Source organism: Pseudomonas veronii (genome assembly GCF_002028325.1).
Taxonomy (GTDB): Bacteria; Pseudomonadota; Gammaproteobacteria; order Pseudomonadales; family Pseudomonadaceae; genus Aquipseudomonas; species Aquipseudomonas veronii.
The window spans coordinates 3490658-3511403 of record NZ_CP018420.1; the positions used below are offsets into that span (position 1 = coordinate 3490658).

A 20746-nucleotide genomic window follows, 5' to 3' on the forward strand; every position below is an offset into this window, starting at 1 on the left:
TGAACCTATGGCTGGCTAGTTTGTTGACCGTCCAAAGGGTCGTCTACAAGTCGAGGGATCAGAATTTCTCGCCATTGCAAAGCGTCATCACCTTTGAAGGATTTTTCAGCGGATAGCAGCCCTTGATGTCCTGGATTATTACTGACCGCGAAACTCAGTAGGGCACGACTTTGCTCCATATTGCCCGTGCTTCGATAACGTTCAGCAAGCGTGAGAGTAATTGCCGCTTCAAATAGCCTGGGTATCTGTAAACCACTAGGTTTCGATCGCTTTTTGAAGAAATCATCGTGACCCTGATGGTGCTTCTGAAGATCCCAATGTGCTGATGGATCGATGGCATAGCACAGCAGTACTAGTGCTTCGCCCGACGGCGCCTCGATATATTTTCCTAACGTCTCGTGCACCTGATCGCAGTTGGGCGTGCGGTCATCGGCATGGACATTTATGTTGAACAAGATATGAAGCACCGCCATTGCTGCACGGTCGGCTTTGGGTGCTTGCGCTATGAGACGCTCAACGTCAGCCAACAGCGGTGATAGGTCGGTCAGCTGCGATCCAGGAATATGTGTCTCCCTGGCCACCAACTGTTGCAGAAAGCCCTCAAGACGTCTTCGAATTTCTTTAGAAGAAACCATTCGGTGCCCCACCCAGTACTGCGGAGACAACTTTCCGAGTATCACTCCTGATCGCTCAAGGCTGTAGTCGTAGACTTCACGTTCCAGCTTAGGGCCTCGACGTACAAATGATCTGATCACATGCCGGGTAAGCCGCGAAAGGCCTTGGAAGGTGAGTGTAGGTTGACGGTCGACGTAGCTGACCTCGCTATGGCCATGCGGGAGCATCACCTCATTGGGGAGCGTGTGGAGTAGATGCACGTATTTTGATCGCAAAGAGTAAGCCTGCCTCAAGGCTTCGACGAGCTCGCATTGAGCGATCGGATGCCCCACCAAGGCATCACCCGTTCGGTAATAGCTCTCGTCGATGTGGCTCAGAACGAACTCTCTGTAGCGACGCCCGATCGAAAGGTGCTCTACCGATAGGATCGCAGATCTCACGGTATCTGCTGCGTCACTGGCTACGGATTCGAGCGCCGCGTCAATGGGTCGGCGTTTGCGATCATCTACGTCGTCCCAAGACGAACTGTACTCGTCGAAATCCTGTGCGAGAGACTCGATTGCAGACACCATCAGGGTGTAGGCAAGACCCAAATCGTCACGTATTCGATGAATGCCAGATACATAGGTTTTGATCGCCCGCATCGCAGCGAGGAAAACGCGGCGCTCAAGGCCAACCAGTTGCTCACAAAAATCAACCAGCTCCTTAGCCTCGATTTCCTGTACGTAGAGCTCAGGGTCGAAGCATCGTCGAATGAATTGGGCGGGCGGGTGGTAGGAACTCAGCCCAGGTTGTCCGCTAACCAGCTGAGCAGTCAGCTCTGGATCAGGTGTGACGATTGCATTCAGCGCAAATGAAGCGACAGCTGAGAAATCCTGCAGGTAGGGCTCAACCGAGTGCGAGACGATGATCCCAGGTGCCTCCTCGCCCTGTTCCATATGCTCTTCCAGCTCATAGACCAGCGCTTGGCTTCCTTTCCTGCCATCGGTACTTCGTAGCGTCCCGCATGTGGTTACGATATCGTCACGCCAAGGGAGCTTCAGGTTTGTGTAGAGAACACCGCGGAGCTGATTCGTCCTGCCAATCCCTGTGGTGTACAGCTTTCCCGTATTGATCTGCAGCATCGACAGCTCCCAAGTTGCGCAAACGCGGCAACACCGTTTCAGAAATGATCATACCCTACGGAGCTAATCGCACTTCGCCCCCTCGATAGGTCTTTGTTTCGATCTAAATACCAGTCCTGTCCCAATACGCTCATTTATCCCTTAAGGATGCTTTGGAAGAATGCAGCCAGGCATTTTGACCAATGGTAGCCCGGAAGTCGCAAAGTAGGGCTGGCAGGGTCATTCAGAGCAAACACTCACGTGTTCGACGTCCATCATCGAGGAAACAAGCAATGGCCAAGGCCTGTGACGTAATCGTGCAGTCCCTGGAGAACGAAGGCGTCAAATACTTATTCGGCATCCTAGGCGAAGAAAATTTAGACCTGCTGGAGTCACTGCGAAAATCGCCAATCCAGCTGGTGCTCACCCGGCATGAGCAGTCCGCAGGTTTCATGGCTGCGACTTACGGCCGACTGACCGGCAAAACCGGAGTCAGCCTCTCCACCCTAGGCCCTGGCGCCACCAACCTGGTCACCGCGGGTGCCTAGGTACGGTGCGTTCGACACTGGCATGCAGCGTCAGAATCATCGTTTTCAACATTGTTAAAAAACATGGAGCTATCGCTTCGTGCCGTATTGCTCTGGCACAATCATGGCATTTCTGGCTGACCTGGATCGGATGACTTCAGAACCACTGAAGGCAGATCCGTTCGACCAATAAATGCTATAGGGAGATTGCATGAGGCTTATCACTTTAGAGACCGATGGCCCATCGGTACAGTTTCATGAGTCCACTGGCTTCGGGACGAATCAGGTTCATGTTTTCACTGGTCAGAATGGGTCTGGAAAATCCGCAAGATTGGGGTTGCTCGCGAATTACTTCGGTCGGAACGTGAATATTGACCGGCAGTACATTCGTTGGGAAGTCGACGATCGCGAATTCAATTCGGGCGGCCGTGATCCTGTTAGACCATCTCGTACCATTGCGCAAACCTACAGCCCCTATACGCGCTTTTACCCGTCCAAAGATCCAGAGGGATCCATGGTGGATATCTACGCTGCTGGAACGCTTGTTCAGGCCTCATACGTATGTGCAGGTCTTAGCCGTTCGTCACGACTCACCGGTGCAAGTCTTTCTAAGCGAGTACTGGAGCAAGCGCTCGAAGGGATGAGTTCTTCAGCCCTGCACGCCAGGGTAGCCTCAGACTTCTTTAAAGAAGCGGGTATGGGTGGAATACTTCACATGCGCTATAACCCACTTGCGCCATTGAGGAGAATTCGTAGCTCGGGCGACGTGAATGGGGCGATAGTCGAGATGATTGAGCTCGCCTCCGAGGGACGGGCTTTTAGTGGTCGTCCACACCCGAGGCTGGTGAGAGAGGCTCGTCAGAGCGACAAAGCGACATTGGCCGAACTCATATTTACGGCAGTCGATCAGATACATGATCTCGAATGGTATCCAGAAGGATATATTTTCAAGTTTGACTTTTTCGAGAAAAGGAGCAGTGAATTCCCCATATTTCAGTCGCTAATGCTGCTGAAGAAGCTTGGTTTTATGAGGCTTGTCGAGTGTAGGCTAAGTGATAGGCATGACTATGGAGGGCTAGATATTTCGACAGCCAGTTCAGGCCAGCAGCAGCTAATATGCTCCGTACTGAGTTTGATCACGACGCTTTCCGATAACTCTCTGGTTTTGATTGACGAGCCGGAGTTAAGTCTCCATCCGAAATGGCAGCAGCTTTACTTCAAACTCCTGTCGTCTACGCTGATGCCATTTGAGAACTGCCAGGTTGTCATTGCAACCCACTCACCATTGCTGGTTCAGAGCGGAGTAAGTCATGGCGCCTCGATCATAAAACTTGATCCTCATACGTCCGAAGTTGATCTGAATACCCGGGATCTGTCAGTTGAAAGCGCGCTCATAGATATCTTTGAAACCCCAATCGAAGACAGCGTACAGCTCGCCAGCTTGGTCTTTGACGCGGTTTCGAATGGTGAAAATGCTCCACGCGCCCAAAAGAAAGTTTATCTCGATAAGCTTTTGGATTTGAAGCGAATCTATGCGAGACAAAATGGCGGAATGGATCAAGACCGGAAGATCATCGACACCGCTATTCATGTACTGGAAATGGATTGATTAGCACATGTCTTATAGAACAAAAGCTTTGGTTCTTCCGGCCGTGACAAAATGTACTACGGCCGAGGTAGCCCTTTTAAAGGGGCGCGCACTGACTGAAGATTCCTATTGGGGCACCAAGATTGCGGCAGATAAGAAGCTCATAGCAAAATTCAAGGCCGAAGTAAAAGAATATTACTGGTACCAGCAGCTCCGGCGCTGCTGCTATTGCAGTATCGAACTGGCCAAGGCTCAAAACACGTATGATGCCGAGCATATCATTGATAAAGGGGTTCATCCCCAGTTCATGTTTGAGACAAGCAATCTCGCTGCGGCATGTAAGCCGTGTAACAATGCGAAGGATCAAGCTTGGGTACTGACCAGTACTAACACGCCCGCCGCGGTGCCACCAAACTCTGAGGATTATTCCATCCTCCACCCGCATTTGGATGAGTGGTATGAACATTTTGACTATGATGACTTCGAGCGTGTGGTCGCTAAGCCAGGCACGAAGGGCCCCGAAACTTTAAAGGTTTGCAAGATACACAAGCTCAACGCCGCTAGGCTTGCAGATCATTTTGTTGGCAACAACAAGGCGGCAGAGAAGTTTTTCCTGAATTTTCATGATGCCTCTTCAATCGAGAAAAAACAGGCGAAGCTTGATCTGATTCGGAACTTAGCCGGCCAGTATCAACTCCCTGCGGCCACAGCGATCGTCGAGTCTCTCGAAGATGAACTCGCCCGATTTTTGGAAGAGAACCCCAGTCCCTAAATGACACTGAATCATTGAGAGGTGACGACTATGAAAAGCGCTTCCAGCGGTATGGATATGCAATCTTGCGTATCCATTGATTACCGCGAGGCAGGCCGGTCAGGGGAGCAGAAACGCATCGGGCTTCCCTATAAGACACGCTGACCAGATGAGTAACGGCACTGGATCAGCTTCATCGGCAGCCACCTCATTGAATGACTCGCCGTGAACACGGAGTACATGGCCCGTTGAGAGAGTGGATGCCAGAATCGAATTTGTCGAATCAGTGCGACGGCTCATCGATTTATGTTCATAGACTTCGTTTTTCCCGCCCGTCTTAGTCTCGCCGACCCGACCTCTGACTACTCAACATGCCTGCAAAAATCTGAAGGCCGGTAAAACGTTTTTCCGTTATGTCTTGGCTTGGAACGTCTTGCCTCGTGAGAACACATCCAGCGAGGAGGTAAGTATACCCCCCAGAAAGAGCGCAATAAGGAAGCTACAGCGCGTTTGTCGCATTCCGAGATGGCGGTGCGCTATCATCCGGAATACTTTTATAAATACGTATCGCGTTGACTGTAGATTTTAAGCAATACCTTTTTGGGCGGTTCCCCCGGACAGCCTTCCAGCGGCATAGGAGACAGGGATGTTCCGTCGTATAGCGCAGGTGCTTTCTTCGAAGTGCGAGTACGTCAGCTCGCTCGTGAATCATGCGATGGGACAGTACAAACGCTACGGAAAAGCTGCCGACAAAGCCGTCGCCGCCGCACGTGAATACCTAGCTGTGCCCAGCGGTAAAAATGTTTTTGAGCCACTAACGCCTGTACTTTTGGAGGTGGATCGATCACAGCGTTACGAGAGTGAGCTGCTGAGCGCACTTAGCAACGATCAGATTCGCAATATCGCGATTACTGGTGAGTATGGCGCCGGCAAAAGCAGCGTAATCCGTACGTTTGTCGATCGTCACCCTGAACTCACCTACGCATTCGTATCGCTGGCTGCCTTCGGCAAAGATCTAAACAACGGTGGGGCAGGGAAGGTGACCTCGACTGATGCTCCAGTCGCTCCCGCTAACTCCAGTTCAAACACCACCGATCCCAAAGGCGCTGAGAAAAAAACCGAATCGGATATTTTGACGCGCATCGAGGAAACCATCGTTCAGCAATTGCTGTACGCGGTACCGTCAGATGAACTGCCTAAGAGTCGATTGAAGCGCATCATCCAGGCGTCTTCGTCCAGCATCTGGATGCGTACAATTTTCTACGTGCTGATGATCGTAAGCGTCCTGAGGCTTTACGTTCCAACAGTCGAGAAGCTACCGAAAATCGACCCGGATTGGCTGGTCGAATGGCTTCTATGGATCCCGGGGGGGATTGCCGTCGGGATGCTGGTGGGTGGTGGCATTTTCATGTTGTTCTCGGCGCTGAAGCTGCTGTCCCTGTTCAGCATTGACGGCTTCACGATCAAGGGCGGAAAACTGGAAACGACCCACCACGGCTCCGTGTTGCACAAAAATGTTGATGAAATCGTCTACTGCTTTGAACGCAGCAAAATCGACATCGTGGTGATCGAGGATCTCGACAGATTCGGAATTCATGACGTTTTCACGCGCCTGCGGGAAATCAATTTCATCATCAAGCAGTCCCCGCAGATCAAACGACCGGTTTACTTCATCTATGCGCTTCGGGATGAGCTGTTCGCCGTCGGTGAGAAAACAAAATTTTTCGACCTGATCATCCCGATTATTCCCGTGGTCAACTCCGAGAACTCTCGCGAGCAAATGTTCAACATGCTTCGTGAGCGACAGTTCAAAGGGGCAGCGTTGGACGTTGGGCTCAATGAGACGTTGGTCGAAACCGTTTGTTACCTCATCGATGACATGCGGTTGATCAAGAATATCGTCAACGAATTCGACATGTTCTCCAGCATTCTCAGCGGTGGCTCCGGTCTAAAGCTTGATCCGAACAAGCTGTTTTCAATCATCGCGATTCGCAATCTGCATCCTGATGAATACGCACACCTGGTAAAACGACGTGGAGCCATTTACGAGACCATCCAAGGTTTCAGCGAGTGGCGATTCCAGCAGTCCAAGCAGGCTGAAGATGCCTACCAGGCGTTGCGAGAGAAGAGGGAAAAGCGGGTACAGGAAATCGCTGGGAGTGTGGCAGAGCTGCGGGCGTACGTATGGCTAGAGCTTGTTAAAAAATCCGGCATTGCGGCAACCCATGTTTGGATACCAAGTGGCAGTCAATTTTCGTTGACTGACTTTGTTAAGGATGATGTTTTTGAGTCGATTTTTTCTCAAAGCATTCATTTAACAATGGCCATCAACGACAGGTACGGGAATGCCAACCAGACCGCAGCACCTTTTGACTCAAAGCAACTACTGACATCGACGTCATACTCAAAAAGATATGATCTGCTTCAGCGAACCCTTGCTGATATCGATGATGAAATGGCCGAACTCCGAATTGAGGCAAGCCGAATTAATCACCAAACCTTCCGAACTGCTGCAAAAAAAGCCTACGGCGATGTCATCACTCAAAAACTGAACGGCTTGGACATCGTCGTTTACCTGATGCGTCACGGATACTTCGATGCCGATTACACGGACTACTTCGGCTACTTCTACGCAGGATCCCTCACATCCGAAGACAAAAACCTGATCCTTGAGCTGAGACGTGGTGTCTCTGTGGACATCGCGACTGTGATCAGTGCCCCGAAAAAGGCCGCCGAAAAACTGGATACTGATGATTTGAGCGATGGCAGAGGAATTATTGTCGCGCTGATCGAGTACTTTTCTAGCTGTCCATACAACGATTCCGGCATGAGCCATGAGCGCAGTAAGCTCGCGACTATTCTTGGGAGTGGGCTTGATGGGCACCTGGACAGAATGGCGCAAGCCACCGAAATTTTGATATCGACCGCGGCATCGCAAAAGTTCATTCAGGCTGTTTATGTACTGGAGCCTGGGTTGTTCCAAGCGTTGTTGAACGCTGAGCGATTCGAGTCAGCAGTGCTGAGGCAAGCACTGATCAGCGCAGTCATGGATGGATTGGAGGTTGCCCAGCTCACTCAGGTTGACTCTATGCCGGGCAAGAGAATTTATGATGCTATTGCGAGTCTCGAAGACGTATCTCGCTTGATGCCTGGACTCGAAGCAGGAGGTAAAGGCTGGCCTTGGCTGAAAGAGCTACCGATGCGGTTTTCAGCGCTAAATGACAGCATCCTCCTAGACGACCTCAAAAAGCTGATCAAATGGGGTTGTGTTGAGGTAAACCTGAACATGCTCACGCTGATTTGCCAAAAAGCCGAACTCGTTCGTGCAAGCAAATCTGATAACAGTGTAAGCATCATTTCCTATCGTCGACTGCAGGCCCTTGAGATTGAGGGCCTGAATAAACTCTTGCTTGAGTTTCCAGAGGAATTTACGACCACGCTTTTAGCTCAAGTTGGCATGCTGGACGAGTCTGCGGATTCCTTTAAAGTACTGCTACGGGCCATCTTGAAAGATACGGATGATTCAGATGCTGTGGATCAACTGTTTGATCGAACGACATGCACCTTCGACCGGCTTGAAGACACAACCCCACCGTTGTGGGCGAAAATGCTGCTGTCTGATCGGGTGAAATTGAAGGCCGGCGCGGTGTGGACATTCTTCAAAGACATACTCGTACCCGCTTTGGAGCACAAAGGTAGCGAAACCTCGGATATGGAGGCTTTCACAAGCTTTATCCAGCGCCATGCTAAGGAGCTAGGTAATGATCTCTGGGACTTCAATACCTCCACGCATCAAGAGCTGCAGAAGTACATTCTCGCAACAACAGAACTGTCTAACGAGACACTTGAGGTGCTCTTCGCGAACGTCGTCTTGAGCGACCCCGGGATCCTTAAGGGGCTGCAATCCAGGGAGCGCTGGGAGTTGCTCGCAAGCGCGCCGTTTCTGGCGTACAGCCCTGAAATCCGCGAGAGCATCAGGACGTTCAGTGCAGATCTGGAAGCTCCGTATCTCGCAGCACACTGGGTACAGGCACGCGACCCAATTGATCTATCCCAAATATCGATCGACATGGCGTTACCACTCAGTCAAAGCGGTGCGCTTGAGCTGAATGAAAAAATCCAAATGTGGACGGCGTTACCGATTGAAGCCTTCGACACCAACAGCGAGGCCGTCAAAGAGGTCGCTGAAACCTGCCGCGTCGCTAATCGACACTCGGTAAGCTTTCCGCCGACGTTTATCCCCGCGCTCAAGAAGTTCGCAGGTGGGCAGGGGCTGACCCTAGCTCAGCGCTCTGAAGTGCTGATCCAATGCTTGCCATCAAGCAACTGGGCAGAAGCAGCCTCCGTCCTTGGCATGCTGAGCGAGAGCGGCTTCACAAAGCTTTCACCACATGTCAAAAAAATTGAAGTGCCACACACCGATCTCAACATGAGGCTGGTCAACGCTCTTCAAACTAGAGGTTTTGTCCAGACTGTAACAGAGAAGGACGCTGTCATCAGCGCGACTGCTAAGCCTAAAGGCATGATCTGATCTACTGGCACGAGTTTCAAAAGCTGTTCGCGCGATCAGCTGATACGAAGCCCGTATCACTCATTAATCTTTCTCGTACTGTATTTGCAAACAGACCTCTTCATTTTCTACCCGTTCGCAGGACTCGAAATTCTTATCCTTGAAATCCGACAGACCATAAACAAGAAAATGCTCGTCAGGCATCAGCAACGGTGCTCGTACATAATATTTTTCTTTGCCAGCTTCGTCGGAAAGCGGAATGACGAGTTGGTACTGAAAGTTTCCGAAGCGAAATATCAACTGGTACTCAAACACATTGTCTCTGCAGTGCTCTTTTGCACGAGCCACAATGCACCGAATCTGATCGGGATTTGTGGGACCGTTGATGATCCACTCCATGGTTGGCCCGAATCCGCCAAAACCCGGCCTGTGATCTTTTCCGAGCAGCCATCTCTTGAGGTCAATGAACCTGGAGTGATCCTCTGACGGCATGACAGCCATGAATCGCCCCGGGTTTCGTAGAAACCTCTTTGCCTTAAACTGAGGCCAATTAGGAGGTGCTACGAGCAACCCGCGTCACACCGAAGAATTTAAAATTCCAAGCGGTCAATCAAGTGACCGACAAGTGAGTAAGCTGTTGGCAGAGCAGGGGGCGGTAAAAGGCGCCAGGAAAAATCCGGTATGTCGAAGTCGTTTCCGTTAGGTCAATGTAGGCGATGATGGCAGAGGTCATGAGCCGGAGGCTGAGGTGTTTCTATTTTCTGCCTGCATGAGCTTACGGATGCACTTCTGGTAATTCTGCAATTGCTTGGAATAATCCGGTTCTTTAGGGTAGTGCTTCTCTTTGACACCGAACACCAGTCCCCAGTCAAAGTGAGGATCCAAGCCGTCGTGGCACGTTCCACATAACGTCACGAGATTTTCTTGCTCGGTGATTCCACCGTTTCCCCAAGGGACGATGTGGTGAACATGAAGCTCAAGGTCGACATAGTTGGCGGGCGAGCGACCACAAATGAAGCAGCGTCGGCCATCACGGTCGAGCACCTTCATCCGCAATTTCTTGGATGGTGCGTGTTGGCATTGGGACGCAGAGAGCGCTGAAACGTCGACAAATCCAAAGGCACCTGAAGCTGTCGCAGTCTCGCGCGGCCCAATTTCTGAGGAAAGCCGAGCTTGAGCCACATCTTCAACGATTACAGCATTCCCTCCGAAGGCATACCAGAGTTTGAGCTCCTCTTCGCAATTGATAAGTAAGCAAGTTTGCCCCATGGAATGAAGGATTGAGCGGCATTTAGGGCCATCCAAAAGCGACGCTTCTCTGATTTCACGCCGTGGTTTTGACTCAGTAAACCCAACCCATTCAGTATGAGCGCTTTTGAGTAGCAGGCCGTCATCGGTCGCAAGGCGTGTGAGCCGGTAATAGGCCTTGTCCGGAATCCCAGGCTGACGCGAGAGACGTTCGATTTCTGATTTAAGGGATTTTGAGGCAGGCATGTGTACGGGCTGATCTTCAGGCTGTTTTCAAATTACAAATTTACCCCGTGACCATTACAGAATCCAGTTACATGCTTGATTGTCCTTTCGCTTGTTGGGCGTAAGCGTTCGCTCTGGAAGGGTTATGAGGAAGTCTGGATTCCGGCTATGCGGGCCAAGGGATGGATTCTGGCCGGCGGCTAACGCGATCACAGCTTGAATATACTGGCGGTAGGGTCACAACATCGTTAGTCTGCTGCGCAGCTCCGGCGCCCCGAGGCTTACTACCTGATTGCCATGGATTACTTGGCCTGTTGGCGCTGATGCGGAGTCGACCCAGTCGTCGAAATTTCACTGACCCACTCTGGCTCATCATAAATCAATGTCTGCGCTGGATTTTTGCATGTTTGGATATGGTTCAGTCTTGCGTCAGCAGCTGGGTCAATCCGGAGTCGGCGTCAACACTCGTAGCCTCCTCAGGCAAAGCGATGTCAAGCTTTATGTGATATTCTTCGCACAAATGAGGTGTTCACATGACCAACACAGCGATCGATAAACCAACCGCAAAAGGCCATCCTGTGCTCCAGGAAGTTGCCAGCGGTAGTCGTGTGACGCTCACAATTTCTGGTGACCCCTCGAAGTACAAAGTGTTCAAGTTAGGTACCTTCGAGCGAGTCAAATCTTTCCGGCGCCCGTTAAAGTTCAAGCATGGGTTGTTGGTTCGTGTAGACAAGCCGTCCGTTACTGCGATGCAGATGGAAATCCAGGAGCTGCAGCAACAGATGAAGGCCGTGATGAACAGCGTTGTTGAGCGTACCAAAGAAGCCGTGGTCGTTGACTTGGTGGATCTGGAAGGCCTCACCGTTATGAATTCGGCTGTCGCACATGAAATGCTCGACAATCCCCCTCCGCCAAACGCCAAACTCCAGGCCTTGCTCGCACTGCGCTAAGGCTATAGGAAATGGAATTCAGCACTATCCCGTACGACAGATCGATAGACCGCAAAGCTTTTGATTGCGGTCTTCACCCTGCCCTTGACACCTATATCGCCCAACAGGCCACCCAGGACGAAAAGCGCAATGTCTCCAGGACGTTCATGCTTGTTGAGGATGGCCAGCTATTAGGCTACTACACGCTGGCCAACGCCTCCGTTGTGGAGTCCGACCTCAGTGACGAGCAGATGAAAAAAATGCCCCGCTACCCAATGCCGGCAGTGCTGCTCAGCCGCCTGGCTGTTGACAAAAGCCAGCAAGGCAAAGGAGTCGGTAAACGTCTAATGGCCGATTTCTTTCGACGTGTGTACGCGATCTCCAAGCATACTGGCGTGGCTTTCATCCTCGTCGATGCCAAGGACAAAAAGGCAGCAAGCTACTATCGCGACCTGGACTTTGTAGCGACCAAAACAAGCCCTCTACGCTTGGCGCTCTCGACAGGCACCATCATCCAGGGCTTCAAAGCTCTTGAGGCTGCACAGCAGCCATCCTGACAGGGTTGGGGGCTGCGAGCTCACCGACGCCAACCTGAAGCACGCGCATATGATTGGTACGATCAAACCGAAGGATAAATCCTTGAACAACGGCCGCACTCATGGCCCTAACTGCTAACCAGCGCATAAGAGCTTAATCCGCGCCGATCCAATAGCAATCCAATCCAATCCAATCCCGGCTGGACGCCTATCCTCTACATCGCAAGCTATAAATGATAGGCATCGGCGGCGGCACGATCGCCAGGGATGAACTTGAGGCAGGACGCAAGCATGGCAAGACGGTTCGTTTTTATATGGCAGACATGGACCACGCGCGAGTGCAGCTGAACGCCACCAGAGCGGGCACACCGGTTCCCCAGGAGTTCGGCGGAGAGGCCCAGTCGTTGTTTCAGGATTGATGTAGGGAGGAATGGTCATGAAGAAATATGCTGTTGTCTTTGTGCATGGACTAGCGAAGAAGCCCTCACCGGCAAAGCTCGAAGAAATCTGGCGCTGGGGCCTGGATCGTTCCGATCCGCCGCCGCCATTCGCTGGCAATAACCCGGGCATAGATCTAGATGTCCGGGGTGTGCCGGCCCGTTTTACCTATTATGCGGACGTTTTCTACGGCGAAGACTATGAAACGGAGTTTGATTCCTTTTATGAGTCCGAAAGCGACGCTGTTGTTCAGGAACAAAACTTCGATGAGGTGGCCGGAGAACTCGTAACGCCGGAACCCTCCAACGCTGAGGAAGTGAAGTTCCTCGAAGAAGTCGAGCGCAAGATGCAGCAAGCGCCTTCACCCGACGAGCCGCCGGGCCTGGAAGCGTTGCCGGCGGCACATGAGCCTGCGCAATTCGAGATAGCATCGTGGCTCCCAAGCCCCGTCAAGCAAGCCGTCATCAAAAAAGCTGCCATGGAAGCGTATTACTACCTGTTCGACAAGGATTACGTGCGGCCAGCTGACGGTGCCAGATTCAAAGTCCGCAAGGAGCTGCGCGACCGCCTGATCAGAGATCTGAAGGCTGCCAGGCAAGAGGCGGAAAAAGTCGTTCTAGTGACGCACAGTATGGGGACGATGATCGCCTACGACGTCATACGCAATTGCCAGGAATGCCCAAACGTGGATGTCCTGTTCACGCTCGGCTCACCGCTCGGAATTACCGAGGTGCAGGAACAACTGTCGGCGGGCGGCGGCAAGCACGTCGACTTCCCGCCGGCGCTCAGACGCTGGATCAACATCTATGACCCACTCGATCCAATCTGTGGAGCAGACCCAAGGATGGATGACTACGCCCCTTTCGAGGGTCGCAGTGTCGAAGACGTTCGCGAAAGCAACTGGGGAAGCTGGCGTCACACCGTCACCCACTATTTTGCCGGCAGGCTGTTTCGCAAGCTGCTGGCGCAAGCACTCGGGCTGCAACATCCATGATCGCCCAGACCGGGTCCGAACTTGCCAATGCGCTCATGCGCGGCGAATACCCGGCGGCATCTGTGCCGCTCCTTGCGAGTGCCGTGCACCTTATCGCGGATAAGCTTGTGCGCGTTGGCAATCAGTTGCCTCAACACGGAGTTCGTCAAGCCATGGATGTGCTGCGTAAACACCGCCAGTTCGAGCATGTTCATGAAATCGGCATGACCTGGCACGACATCCGGGGGTGTGATCCCATAATCCAGCGATTGCTCGCTCAAGCACTGGTAGAACTCGGCGCCCTGGAGCGGGCCGATGAACTTCTGAATGAAGCTGAAAACGCAAGCGCTACTTGCCCAAAAGACTTGGAATACAAGGCACAGGAAAGCGATCTCCATGCCCTGCGTGGGCGCATTCGCAAGCAACGATTTGTGCTGACAGATGACGTGAATGACCTCGCGGAATCGATCATGTGCTATGAGAAGAAGTTGAGTGTCGCGCCGAGTTTCTTTCTCAGCGTGAACGTGCTCGCGCTGCGTACGCGGCTGCACGACAGGATTGCGCAGCAGGTTCAGGAACTGATTGACCTGGCGCGTGACATCCTTGATCAGGCAACTGCGACAGCCCGCAGCAATCCTGGTGACCTATGGGCATTGGCGGCTGCATCCGAAGCGTGTCTGGCGCTGAATCGATTCCAGCCTGAGGAACGATGGTGTGACTGGGCGGAACTGTGGCTCTACCGGTTTCTGTACCATCCGAAGTGCGGTCCGTTCGAGATGGAAAGCTATTCCCGTCAATTGCGCGAAATCTGGAAGGGGTCGCCGCTCGATGAATCGACGTGTGCGGGGCGTCTGGCCCGGATCTTCGAACGCCATGTGCTGCACACTCAGCGTCGTTGGTCCGTGGACGTTCACCAACTACGGCGCCTGCAGCAAAATCCTGAGGAACTGGAAAAGAATTTCTCCGGCGAAAAGTCATTTACGGTCAGTGACATTCGCAAAATGGTCGAGCTCGCCCCGAACATCGGGTGCGTGACGAACAAGGAGGGCGTGCGTTTGGGAACCGGTTTTCTGATCCAGGGCTCGGTCTTCGGAGAAGAGGGCCTGTTGTTTGTGACCAATGCACATGTGATCAGTGACTCTGTACCGAGAGCCATCCTCTGCGCCGACGCGCGTGTCACATTCGAGGTGGAGGCAGACAGCGGTTTGTCACCTTGTGTCGTGCAGGGAACCCTGTACAGCTCAGAGCCTGGCCAACTCGGGAGCGTGGCGGAGGCACCGGGCAAGCTGGATGTAACGATCTGTCGACTGAGTCGAACACCGGATGGCGCGCAAGGCCTTCGCGCAGCAGCAAACATCCCCTTGCCTTCACCCAAAACTAAAGCTTTTGTCGTGGGTCACCCTCGAGCCGGAGAATTGCAGTTTTCACTGCAGGACAGCGTCCTTCTCGATGTCTGTAGTGAACAACGACTCATGCACTACCGTACACCCACGGATCCAGGCAGCTCCGGAAGCCCCGTGTTCAACAAATATTGGGAAGTCGTCGCTGTGCACCATGCCGGATCGCAGATCTGTCCGCGATTATCGGGATCAGGGTTCTATGAGGCGAACGAAGGTATCACGCTGCGTTCGATCGGCAATGGCTGGAAGGGTGATTTTCCTCAGGTATCGTAAGACCCTTGAAGCTAGGCCAGCCTGCAAGTGCTGTTATCCGTTGGTAAACCAAGATTTGTGCCTGCATTCCGTGCATTTTTCTGGCACTTTGCTACTGTCATTGGACATGATTGGATCCGCTGCTTATGCCCATGAGTCACGGTGCATCGGGCGTCTTTGAGCAATGTCGGAAAAGTAGATCTTCATTCTGCTTGTACTCAAGGATGCATCGTTATGTCCTATGTAGGTGATCCCTTTATCCATGACTTGTTTATAAGCTACAGCCATGGGTATGACGAAGGGCTAGGCATCGGCCATCTGCAACCCTGGTCGGCTGCTTTCGCGAAAGAATTGGAGCGGGAACTGCGCGCCGAGCCCAAGATCCGAAACCATCTCGCCATCTTCCGCGATGGTGATTATCGCCTCGGCCATGGCGTTGACCCCATGGCCCCTCTGACCCAGCAGTTGTGTGAGCAGATAGGGCGTACAGCGCTCCTGGTGATTCTGATGTCGCCGGATTATCTTAAATCAGCCTGGTGCGCCGACGAGCGCGATTGGTGGTATCGCCACCAGTCAGGTCTGGATTCGACTTGTGACGAGCGGATAGCTGTCGTTCGTATCTGGCCGACTGACGACGACCCTTGGCCCAAGTTACTCACCGATAATCGTGGCCATTCTCTGGTCGGGTTTCACTTTCATGCTCCGGTTTTCGGCAAGGAGCGACCTTTGGGCTGGGTTGAGATGCCCGCATTCGGTAGCGATTTCAAAAAAGAGATTCTTAATATCGTCGCAAGGATTTATCCGAAACTTGACGCGCTCAAACAACGGGCGGATGAACACGCTCGGCTCAAAATGGAAATTGGCAAACTCTCCGACGAAATGGGGCAGACTATCTACCTGCATGGTCGAGCGGAACATTTTGCTATTTGGCAAAAAATGGCACTTGCACTGACTGATGCTGGTTTCAGTGTAACCCCAGGGAAACTCGATCTTCGACGTGACCTGCGCGACCTTCAGGATATTCGTGAACAACGCGTGGAGTTGATGTCAGCCAGTGACGCCGTGCTAATCATTGGCACCCAGGACAATCATGCGCTCGACGCCGACTTGGTTGTCGTCGGTAAGCATGATCGTCAGTCGGCGCGTGCGCGCTGCAACCGACTGTTGCCTTGTGGACTGCTCGATACCGTCGGCACAGATATCGCGACCCCCGTACGTAAAGCGACAGCGCGAATTTTGCAAACGGACTGGCTTGACGCTACTCAGGAACCTTGGACGGACAATATCAAGCACTGGCTGGACGAGAAAAGCGACATCCTGAGGCAGCGGTCATGAGCAGTATCGCGGGCGAAACCGGCGCCTCGTTCATCGTCACGCTGCCAACGCAGCCATATCCTGGCCTGCGACCATTTGAAAAGGCAGAGTGGCCGATTTTTTTTGGTCGCGAGCGCATGACCGATGCAATCGTCTCGCTACTGCTCACGAAACAGCTGTTGGTCATCCACGGTGATTCAGGCTGTGGAAAGAGCTCACTGATCCGCGCCGGCGTGTTGCCGCGGCTGGAACACGAAAGTGCGCTTGGCGGCGTACGTTGGAGAACATGCGTAGCTGTCCCACAGGAGGCCCCTCTATGGAATCTAGCCGAGGCGCTGGCAGAGCTTTCCGAGGAAGACCAGCGGGAGCAACACATCATTGAATACCGGCGAGTACTTAATTACGGCCGAAGTGGACCGGCAGAACTAGCCAGACTTCTGAACACAGGCCCGAACAACCGCGTTTGCATTCTCATTGACCAATTCGAAGAACTTTTCGAGTACACCCATCGTCATGGGCCGGAAGAGGCCCAGTTACTCACTGAGTTCCTGGTATCGCTGCTCGAAAGTCAGCCTGAGGGGCTCTATGCAATCCTGACCATGCGCTCGGAGTTTCTCGGCGCCTGCGCTCGCTTCGAAGGATTCGCCGAAACGGTGAACACCACCCAATATTTACTTCCGCGAATGGGTCATGAAGATCTGATGCGTGCAATCTGTGAGCCCGCCCAGATGTTCAATGGCGAAATCACTAAAGCGTTGGCTGATCGCCTGGTCGCTGATACAAAAGGTAGCCAGGATCAACTGCCACTCATACAACACGCATTGATGGTGCTCTGCCGTGAACAGGACGAAATACGCGCAGCACTGGACGACAAACAACCTTCGGATCGGGCGACCTGGAAACTGGACGTTGAGAATTACCAGGAAAAAAGCAGTATCGACACTTTACTGTCGTCTCATGCCGACAGCGTACAGGCAGAAGCCGAGCGTGAGTATTTGCAGCCAGGTAGCCGCGTTGTCGAAGACGTTTTCCGTGCGGTGACGGCTATGAACGCCGAAGGAAAGGCTATTCGTCGCCCATGCACCCTAGAGACACTCATCGAGGTGACCGGCGTCGACGAGGCACGTCTTCGTGGTGTCATCGATCATTTTCGCGCTGAAGGGACTTCCTTTCTCCGGCCTTATGGAACCCATCCTATTGCGCTGAACGATTTGATAGATGTGAGCCATGAGGCCTTGATCCGCTGTTGGAGCAAGATCGCAGACCCTGTTGAAGGTTGGGTGAGTCGTGAGTTCAGGACAGGTCAGGTATGGCGCTCTTTGTTGGTACAGGCAGACAGCTATGAAAAAGATAATCGTAATGTGTTAAGCAGCGTTGCAATTGGAGGACGTGAACGCTGGATGCAACGCCGAAATTCTGCTTGGGCCGAGCGCTATGGGGGTGGTTGGAGCAGGGTGCAGGAGCTGATTGCGGCAAGCATGGCGGCGCGTGATCGAGAAGTCGCCCAAGAGGCAGCGGAACGTGATCGGCAGGAAGAATTGCAGCGACAGGAATATCAGTTAGGTACCCAGCGCGCTCGATTTCGAATTTTAATCGTATTTGCCCTCGCTATCGCGGCAGTGAGTATTCTGGCGCTCAAGCAATGGCATGACGCAGAGCAAGCCAGAGAAACTGCTGAAGCAGAGTCAGAAAGCGCCAAGAAGGCACTTAAAGAGGCGAAAACTCAATTTTCGCTGGCCAACGCTGCTCGAGACCGCACTGAGGTGTTGACGCAGAGTAACCAACAATCTGCACAATCGCTGCGTGAGGTACAAGACTCACTCGAAAAGCTCCAGCGTGAAGTGAAGAACAGCAATTCCACGTCCGGCCTGGCGGAAACATTGGATAAAGCCAACGCCCAGCTTGGGAATGAGGTCAGCATCCTCGACAAATCCGGTTCAATAGCAGAGTCTCCCCAGATCTTCACCAAGACCTTGAGTCCGCGTGTCTACATCCAGATCAGTGATGAGCGGCAACGCAGCACGGCTCTGGCGCTGGGCCTGGAAATTTCTTCACTTCAGTTAGCCAACCTGCCGGTCATGGTGCCTGGCATTGAAATTGTCGAGGCAGTACCGCGTGTGACGGAGCTTCGTTGCTTCCAGGCAGCAGACTGCGAGGTGGGTCAATTGCTGGTCAGGGACATTAATGAGCTGTTTGTTCGACCTGCGGTGAACCTTGTGGATCTGAGTAAACGTTACGGCGCTAGCGAGAACATCCGCCCAGGTCATTACGAGTTGTGGTTGGCACCAGGAGAGATCGCGCTCAAAGGGCCTTGAGGCTGTAGACGACATTTTCCTTCAGGTACCGGTTTGGCCAGCTCAATGCCCGCCGCCCGCTTGCACTGGAAGGGCCAATACCTGAAATCTCTACGGGGTGGACGGGGAAAAGATCAGTCTTCGGCCAGGGGAGGGTAAGCCCGGAACTTGCCCAGCCTTTCCGCCCAATCTTTCTCGAGTTTCGAATACGTCCCCGCCAGGGCGTAACGCTCTGAATGCACACCCCAAACGATTCGGGCGTGCTCGATCGTCGCCGTGATATGCGCGTCGAGCGCCATGGCTGCGACGTGCTCGTCGCGCTCGGCGAGCCGACGCGGCAATGACCAGCGGTCCCAGAAAACGGCACGTTGGTTATCCAGCAGCCGAGTGGCAAGTTCGAATGCCATCCGTGTGCCATCGACCATCCTGTAACTGATGAAATCAGGTGCCATTTCTTCCACGCGCGCGGCATGCTTGAACAAAGGGGCAGGGTCGGCGATTTCGCGAAGAAACTGCAACGCCTGGCCAATCGCGGTGCGTGGTGTGTTCAGTAAATGGCGTGAATGGCCCTGGGCATCTATGGCATTCAGTTCGCCCGCCAACTCAATTGCACTGAACAACGGATACCACTTCGAGTTACCGCTTGCGCCAAATCGATACCGACCGGCCTTCCCCTGACTCTTGGCGACTTCCCCCACCTCGATCTTGCCGTCCAGCGCAGGAGGCAAGGAACCCCAAGGGCTACCGAGCTGGGAAAACAACCAGATCGTATCGCCAACCCTGACCCGTGAAGCGACGCCAGAGTTCAAGGGTACCGAATGATAGATCGGCGAACTGAAGCCCTGGTCTTCAGATTGAAGCTCTGCAAAGGGGAGGCCACGGACTGGGCTGCTCCCCCCCGCAGTTACTACTGTACGCTTAATGTAGTGCGCAAAGTGCTTCACTCGCAGAACCTGGTTATTTAGCAATGAAGGTGTCGGGTGGGCAAAGTTTAGTTCGACGCGACGTAGCGTGCTCGCATCTACCGTTAACGCCTTGCCGTTTCCTTGTTTTTTCTGAGCTAGAGTAAACGTTGAGCGCCAAGGCCAAGAGGTCGGCGTCGCCATGAATGGCTAGTAATGATTTGGGCTATTTCAAAAATCACCATAGGCGTCATGGAGAGTGACCTATGACAAGTATGTTTATCTCTTATCGTCGTCAGGACAGTGGCCCGAGCGCGCGGTACATCGCTGCCGAGTGCGCTCACCGCTTTGGGGGAAAATCAATATTTATCGATACCGATTCGATCAGGATGGGTGACCACTGGGGTGACAAAATAAATGATGCACTGCGTGACGCCTCCATTCTGATAGCGATCATTGGCCCGAACTGGTTACGTGCACATGACGAACATGGGCGCAGACGAATAGATAACGAATCCGATTGGGTCAGGAACGAAGTTTTGCATGGCCTATCATCCAGTGCACACGTCATACCGGTACTGGTCCAGGGCGCCAGACCCATGGAAAAGGAAAGCCTGCCCGACGCATTGGCCGGACTCGCCAGAATTCAAAACTACGAGATTTCGGACGCCCACTGCAAAAGGGATATGCAAGTGCTGTTCAAGGTACTTGAGGGGCATGGACTTTCTCCACTTAAACGGCGGGTTAAAAATATTTACCCCGCGGCGCTGGACAAATCTTCAAGCCTGACAGAGCTGGAGATCAATCAGTGCCTCAAAGAGCTGCCCGACTGGGAGCTTAGGGAGTCAAGTGAGGAGGGTGACAGTGGCACCGTCGAGCTCAAGGAACTGCACCGGAATTACGCATTCCACTCGTTCGATGACTGCGTACATTTCATGACGACGGCGTCCAGAGTCATTTCGAAGATGGACCACCACCCGCGCTGGGAAAACCTATGGATTAACTTGAACGTCTACCTGACGACATGGGATATCGGCAGCACGTTGTCTTACAAGGACGTTCGCCTGGCGAAATACCTGGATGAGTTATTCAACAACTATAAAAAATCAGAAACCGTTTGAAGTGTCGCAGCGATGACTTC

15 protein-coding genes and 1 pseudogene are annotated in these 20746 nt (G+C 52.9%); 12 read left to right on the forward strand and 4 right to left on the reverse strand.

What is annotated here, in order from left to right; all coding sequences use genetic code 11:
* Positions 1–5: 5 nt before the first annotated feature.
* Complete coding sequence (locus PverR02_RS15835) at positions 6–1739, reverse strand: hypothetical protein (protein WP_079443827.1); 1734 nt, start codon at positions 1737–1739, stop codon at positions 6–8.
* A 272-nt stretch (positions 1740–2011) separates the two neighbouring features.
* Between PverR02_RS15835 and PverR02_RS15840 the strand changes: the two are divergent.
* The 4 genes and pseudogenes from PverR02_RS15840 to PverR02_RS15855 all read left to right on the forward strand — a co-directional run.
* A pseudogene (locus tag PverR02_RS15840) lies at positions 2012–2263 on the forward strand (thiamine pyrophosphate-binding protein); the annotation flags it as partial.
* 193 nt (positions 2264–2456) lie between these two features.
* Complete coding sequence (locus tag PverR02_RS15845; protein ID WP_079443828.1) at positions 2457–3854, forward strand: ATP-binding protein; 1398 nt, start codon at positions 2457–2459, stop codon at positions 3852–3854.
* 7 nt (positions 3855–3861) lie between these two features.
* On the forward strand, positions 3862–4605 hold the full coding sequence (locus PverR02_RS15850; protein ID WP_079443829.1) for an HNH endonuclease: 744 nt from the start codon (positions 3862–3864) through the stop codon (positions 4603–4605).
* A gap of 625 nt (positions 4606–5230) precedes the next feature.
* Positions 5231–9115, forward strand: a complete 3885-nt coding sequence (locus PverR02_RS15855; RefSeq protein WP_079443830.1) for a YobI family P-loop NTPase — start codon at positions 5231–5233, stop codon at positions 9113–9115.
* A gap of 63 nt (positions 9116–9178) precedes the next feature.
* On the opposite strand, the gene PverR02_RS15860 is transcribed toward PverR02_RS15855, so the two are convergent.
* Positions 9179–9595 carry a hypothetical protein gene (locus PverR02_RS15860; RefSeq protein ID WP_079443831.1) on the reverse strand — a complete coding sequence of 139 codons (417 nt, stop codon included), beginning with the start codon at positions 9593–9595 and terminating at the stop codon, positions 9179–9181.
* 228 nt (positions 9596–9823) lie between these two features.
* Positions 9824–10588, reverse strand: coding sequence for an HNH endonuclease (locus PverR02_RS32650; RefSeq protein WP_227778652.1), 765 nt, complete (start codon positions 10586–10588; stop codon positions 9824–9826).
* Positions 10589–11100: 512 nt separating this feature from the next.
* Here PverR02_RS32650 and PverR02_RS15870 point away from each other — a divergent pair.
* The 7 genes from PverR02_RS15870 (at position 11101) to PverR02_RS15900 (ending at position 18724) form a co-directional block, all read left to right on the forward strand.
* Complete coding sequence (locus PverR02_RS15870; protein WP_079443833.1) at positions 11101–11517, forward strand: hypothetical protein; 417 nt, start codon at positions 11101–11103, stop codon at positions 11515–11517.
* 11 nt (positions 11518–11528) lie between these two features.
* Positions 11529–12053, forward strand: a complete 525-nt coding sequence (locus PverR02_RS15875) for a GNAT family N-acetyltransferase (RefSeq protein ID WP_079443834.1) — start codon at positions 11529–11531, stop codon at positions 12051–12053.
* A gap of 212 nt (positions 12054–12265) precedes the next feature.
* Complete coding sequence (locus tag PverR02_RS15880) at positions 12266–12451, forward strand: hypothetical protein (RefSeq protein WP_079443835.1); 186 nt, start codon at positions 12266–12268, stop codon at positions 12449–12451.
* A gap of 17 nt (positions 12452–12468) precedes the next feature.
* Positions 12469–13464 (forward strand): DDHD family phospholipase, encoded by a 996-nt coding sequence (locus tag PverR02_RS15885; RefSeq protein ID WP_152032014.1) that lies wholly within the window; start codon positions 12469–12471, stop codon positions 13462–13464.
* The gene (locus PverR02_RS15890) at positions 13461–15116 is read left to right on the forward strand and encodes a serine protease (protein ID WP_079443837.1); all 1656 of its coding nucleotides are present in this window, start codon (positions 13461–13463) and stop codon (positions 15114–15116) included. The genes PverR02_RS15885 and PverR02_RS15890 overlap by 4 nt, the downstream gene beginning before the upstream one ends.
* A 213-nt stretch (positions 15117–15329) precedes the next feature.
* The gene (locus PverR02_RS15895; protein WP_079443838.1) at positions 15330–16430 is read left to right on the forward strand and encodes a TIR domain-containing protein; all 1101 of its coding nucleotides are present in this window, start codon (positions 15330–15332) and stop codon (positions 16428–16430) included.
* Entirely contained in the window at positions 16427–18724 is a 2298-nt protein-coding gene (locus PverR02_RS15900; protein ID WP_079443839.1) for an nSTAND1 domain-containing NTPase, read from the forward strand. Before PverR02_RS15895 ends, PverR02_RS15900 begins: the two co-directional genes overlap by 4 nt.
* A 113-nt stretch (positions 18725–18837) precedes the next feature.
* On the opposite strand, the gene PverR02_RS15905 is transcribed toward PverR02_RS15900, so the two are convergent.
* The gene (locus PverR02_RS15905; RefSeq protein ID WP_152032015.1) at positions 18838–19809 is read right to left on the reverse strand and encodes a hypothetical protein; all 972 of its coding nucleotides are present in this window, start codon (positions 19807–19809) and stop codon (positions 18838–18840) included.
* A gap of 62 nt (positions 19810–19871) precedes the next feature.
* Here PverR02_RS15905 and PverR02_RS15910 point away from each other — a divergent pair, with 62 nt between their 5' ends.
* On the forward strand, positions 19872–20726 hold the full coding sequence (locus tag PverR02_RS15910; RefSeq protein WP_079443841.1) for a 4a-hydroxytetrahydrobiopterin dehydratase: 855 nt from the start codon (positions 19872–19874) through the stop codon (positions 20724–20726).
* The last annotated feature ends 20 nt before the right edge of the window (positions 20727–20746 follow it).

What these genes read in the sequence shown, in the direction of transcription:
- PverR02_RS15885 (WP_152032014.1), top strand. Translation starts at nt 12,469, where the DNA reads ATGAAGAAATATGCTGTTGTCTTTGTGCATGGACTAGCGAAGAAGCCC.
- PverR02_RS15910 (WP_079443841.1), top strand. Translation starts at nt 19,872, where the DNA reads ATGACAAGTATGTTTATCTCTTATCGTCGTCAGGACAGTGGCCCGAGC.
- PverR02_RS15850 (WP_079443829.1), top strand. Translation starts at nt 3,862, where the DNA reads ATGTCTTATAGAACAAAAGCTTTGGTTCTTCCGGCCGTGACAAAATGT.
- PverR02_RS15895 (WP_079443838.1), top strand. Translation starts at nt 15,330, where the DNA reads ATGTCCTATGTAGGTGATCCCTTTATCCATGACTTGTTTATAAGCTAC.
- PverR02_RS15905 (WP_152032015.1), bottom strand. Translation starts at nt 19,809, where the DNA reads ATGGCGACGCCGACCTCTTGGCCTTGGCGCTCAACGTTTACTCTAGCT.
- PverR02_RS15855 (WP_079443830.1), top strand. Translation starts at nt 5,231, where the DNA reads ATGTTCCGTCGTATAGCGCAGGTGCTTTCTTCGAAGTGCGAGTACGTC.
- PverR02_RS15875 (WP_079443834.1), top strand. Translation starts at nt 11,529, where the DNA reads ATGGAATTCAGCACTATCCCGTACGACAGATCGATAGACCGCAAAGCT.
- PverR02_RS15870 (WP_079443833.1), top strand. Translation starts at nt 11,101, where the DNA reads ATGACCAACACAGCGATCGATAAACCAACCGCAAAAGGCCATCCTGTG.
- PverR02_RS15860 (WP_079443831.1), bottom strand. Translation starts at nt 9,595, where the DNA reads ATGGCTGTCATGCCGTCAGAGGATCACTCCAGGTTCATTGACCTCAAG.
- PverR02_RS15845 (WP_079443828.1), top strand. Translation starts at nt 2,457, where the DNA reads ATGAGGCTTATCACTTTAGAGACCGATGGCCCATCGGTACAGTTTCAT.
- PverR02_RS15900 (WP_079443839.1), top strand. Translation starts at nt 16,427, where the DNA reads ATGAGCAGTATCGCGGGCGAAACCGGCGCCTCGTTCATCGTCACGCTG.
- PverR02_RS15890 (WP_079443837.1), top strand. Translation starts at nt 13,461, where the DNA reads ATGATCGCCCAGACCGGGTCCGAACTTGCCAATGCGCTCATGCGCGGC.
- PverR02_RS32650 (WP_227778652.1), bottom strand. Translation starts at nt 10,588, where the DNA reads ATGCCTGCCTCAAAATCCCTTAAATCAGAAATCGAACGTCTCTCGCGT.
- PverR02_RS15880 (WP_079443835.1), top strand. Translation starts at nt 12,266, where the DNA reads ATGATAGGCATCGGCGGCGGCACGATCGCCAGGGATGAACTTGAGGCA.
- PverR02_RS15835 (WP_079443827.1), bottom strand. Translation starts at nt 1,739, where the DNA reads ATGCTGCAGATCAATACGGGAAAGCTGTACACCACAGGGATTGGCAGG.